This is a genomic window from bacterium (assembly GCA_026708055.1).
In the GTDB taxonomy this organism is placed as follows: Bacteria; Actinomycetota; Acidimicrobiia; order Acidimicrobiales; family CATQHL01; genus VXNF01.
Genome location: JAPOVS010000032.1, coordinates 1 through 3,078 on the forward strand (window position 1 = coordinate 1; position 3,078 = coordinate 3,078).

The 3,078-nt window shown below is 68.2% G+C and carries 3 protein-coding genes; all 3 read left to right on the forward strand.

Translation table 11 applies throughout. From position 1 onward, the window contains the following. A partial coding sequence (locus OXG55_06280) for a hypothetical protein (GenBank protein MCY4102853.1) occupies nucleotides 1-883 on the forward strand: 883 nt, incomplete at its 5' end. 221 nt (nucleotides 884-1,104) lie between these two features. Continuing rightward, complete coding sequence (locus tag OXG55_06285; protein MCY4102854.1) at nucleotides 1,105-1,878, forward strand: Uma2 family endonuclease; 774 nt, start codon at nucleotides 1,105-1,107, stop codon at nucleotides 1,876-1,878. Nucleotides 1,879-2,808: 930 nt separating this feature from the next. Then, nucleotides 2,809-3,078: adenosine deaminase (locus OXG55_06290; GenBank protein ID MCY4102855.1), on the forward strand; the 270-nt coding region annotated here is incomplete at its 3' end.

A 3,078-nucleotide genomic window follows, 5' to 3' on the forward strand; every position in this document is an offset into this window, starting at 1 on the left:
CGGGCCGGTCACAGTCACCGTGAACGCCTGCAGCCGCTACAGCGTGTCCTCCGCACAGCGCACGGCGTCGGTGGATGTGGCTGACGACGACGCCACCACCGTCGCGCTGGCCGCCGCGGCCGGTGCGTCGGTCGCCGAGGACGGCGGCAGCCGCGACGTCACCGTCACCCTCAGCCGCGTCCTCGCCGCGGGCGAGGCGGTGACCGTGCCGCTGGCGGTGACCGGCGCGACAGCCGGCGCCCACTACACGCTGGACCTCAAGCAGGGCCAGAACCTCAACGCGCACGTCGCCCTGCTCACCGCCGATCCGCACAGCGCCCAGAACCCGGCGGTGGTGCTCACAGCCGGCGCGCGGCAGGCCACGCTGGTGCTCACAGCGCTAGCCGACACGGACACCGACGAGCGAACCGTGCGCGTCGCATACGGCGCCGGCCGACAAGCACCCACAAGCCGGGGCCTCTCAGGCGGGATCGCAGCCACCGGCGGGCCGATCGACACCGCCATCGCCGACGACGACCAACCCCCACCGCCGCCGCCCGCGGGCCCGGCCCTGTCGGTGCGCGACGCCGAGATCGCCGAGAACGCACGCTACCTGCGGCTCCTGGTGCACCTCAGCGACACACCCGACGAGACCGTCACCGTCCAGATCGCCACGAAAGACGGCACCGCCGAGAACGGCGCCGACTACCGCGGCCTCGCCGCGCCCAGCCGGCCCCTCGTCTTCGCCAAAGGCACCCGGCTCCTCTACCGCTACATCTACATACCCATCCTCGACGACAACACACCCGAAGGCGACGAGGCCTTCCAAGCCGTCCTCGCCAACCCCACCGGCGCCCCCATCCAACACGGCACAGCCACCATCACCATCAAAGACGACGACTGACCGGCATCGGCGGGGTCCCCGCGGCTTGCGGCCCTCGGCCCCTTGGCGCCGGCGGTTCGCTCGTCGCCGGCTGCTGTCAGGCGAGTTGGCCTGCTTGTTCTGCGAGGTGTCATGCTGTTTGTGTGTTTTTGGTGTTTGCGGGTGTGTTGTGGTGGAAACCGGTTGCAGTCGGGTGCGGTGTCGGCTAAGGTCCGGTTCCGAAGCGAGTCGGAGGTGCGCTGATGGGCATGGTTGTGGCCGGTCCTCCCGAGGTGGACGTCGAGTACCCGGAGGGGCCGAGCATGCCGGAGGGGGACGCGCAGGCGCGTCGGCGCATGGAGCTGGTGCTGGCGCTGCGGCACTGGTACGGGGGACGCGTCGCCGGCGCGGGCGCGGTCGAGGGCGCCTGGGTGTGCTGCGACGTCAACGTGTACTACAAGCAGGGCGACCCGAAGGTGGTGGTGGCGCCCGATGTGGCGGTGGCTTTCGGGGTCGACGTCGCCGCGGTGGACTGCAAGAGTGTTTACAAGGTGTGGGAGGCGGGGGCCGCGCCGTGTTTCGTTCTGGAGATCGCGTCGCCGACGACGCTGCGGTCCGACCTCGTCGCGAAGCCCGCCAGGTACGCCGAGCTGGGGGTGCGGGAGTATTGGCGTTTGGACCCCAGGGCCGGGGGGTGGCTGTCGGTGCCCGTCGAAGGCGAAACCGGCCGGGGGGGGCGCTGGGCCCGGATAGAGGTCACAGCCGACAGCAGCGGTTCGCTGCGCGGGCGCAGCGAGGTGCTGGGCTTGGACCTGTGCTGGGCGCCTCCCAAACTGCGGTTGTGGGACACAGCCGCCGGGGTCTGGCTGCCCGACCCCGACGACCTAGCCGACCTAGCCGCCGCCCAGACCACCCGAGCGGAAACCGAGGCAGCCCGTGCCCGGACCGCCGAAACCCGAGCGGAGGCCGCCGAGGCGGAGCTCGAAAGGCTCCGCGCCCGCCTCGCCGGCCCCGAATCTGAAGTGCTGGACAAATAGAAGAGAATCGCCGGACGCCTTCTGCGCCGGCTGCCGGCATCCCCCCCGGATGCCCCGAACGGCGAACACAGCACCGGCCAGCCCGCGGCATCCGCTTGCCGCATCGAGGCGCTAGAGAAGCCGACGAAACCTTCCAAACCACCATCACCAACCCCCAAAACGCCACCATCACCATCAAAGACAACGACTAGCAGTCCGCACAATCCCGCCGGCGTGGAGAGGCTCCTGTGCGCTTTGGCCCGCAACACCGCGTCGGGAGGCCCGCGGCGCCACACTGGCTGCCGACATTGAACCACTGTCGGTCCACCGGCATACAGTCAGCGACTACTTGACCACGCTCCGGCGCCTGTTCGTGCTCGAAGACCAACCGGCTTGGTCTGTGCGTCTGCGCTCGAGGGCGCAGTTGCGCAAAGCCGCCAAAAGACACCTCGCGGACCCGTCTCTCGCGGCGGCCGCCCTGGGAGCGGATCCCGTCCGGCTGATGGCGGACACTTCCACTCTCGGCTTCTCTTCGAGTCGCTGGTCGTGCGCGATCTGCGCATTCTGGCTCAGCCGCTGGGCGGGAACGCTTATCATTTCCGCGACGCCACAGGACTTGAGACGGATGCCATCGTCGAGTTGCCCGAGGGGCGCTGGACAGCCGTGGAGGTCAAATTGGGCGGCGCCGAAGCCGTTGAGGCGGCAGCCAGGTCTCTTATCCGTCTGAGGCAAAAGGTCGAGCCCTCCCGCGTCGGGAAACCTCGCAGCGCTCGTCGTGATCACCGCCGTCGGCTACGCATACACCCGCCCCGACAGCGTGAAGATCACCCCGATCACCGCTCTCTGACCCTGATCGGGCACTGCTGATCCGGCACCGCTGAGCCGTTCTGCCCTGAACGGATAGAGTCCGTCGAGGATTGCCGCTTGAGGATGCATTCGAGGGAACCAACTGTGCCAGAAATCTCAGAGCAGATCGCGGCGATGCCGAAAGTCGAGTTGCACCTTCATCTTGAAGGCTCGCTTCGAGCGGAGACCATTTTCGACCTAGCCGAGCGGAACAGCATCGAACTTGCCTGTGGATCACCAGAGGCACTGCGCAGTCTGTACACCTTTGACGACTTCTCAGACTTCATAGAACTGTTCTGCACAGGCCTGGACGTGCTGCGGACCGAACAGGACTTCTGTGAGGCGACTGTTCGACTGGCCGCGGAACTGGCCGCG

Coding starts and splice junctions, on each gene's coding strand:
- OXG55_06285 (MCY4102854.1), top strand. CDS start 1,105: ATGGGCATGGTTGTGGCCGGTCCTCCCGAGGTGGACGTCGAGTACCCG.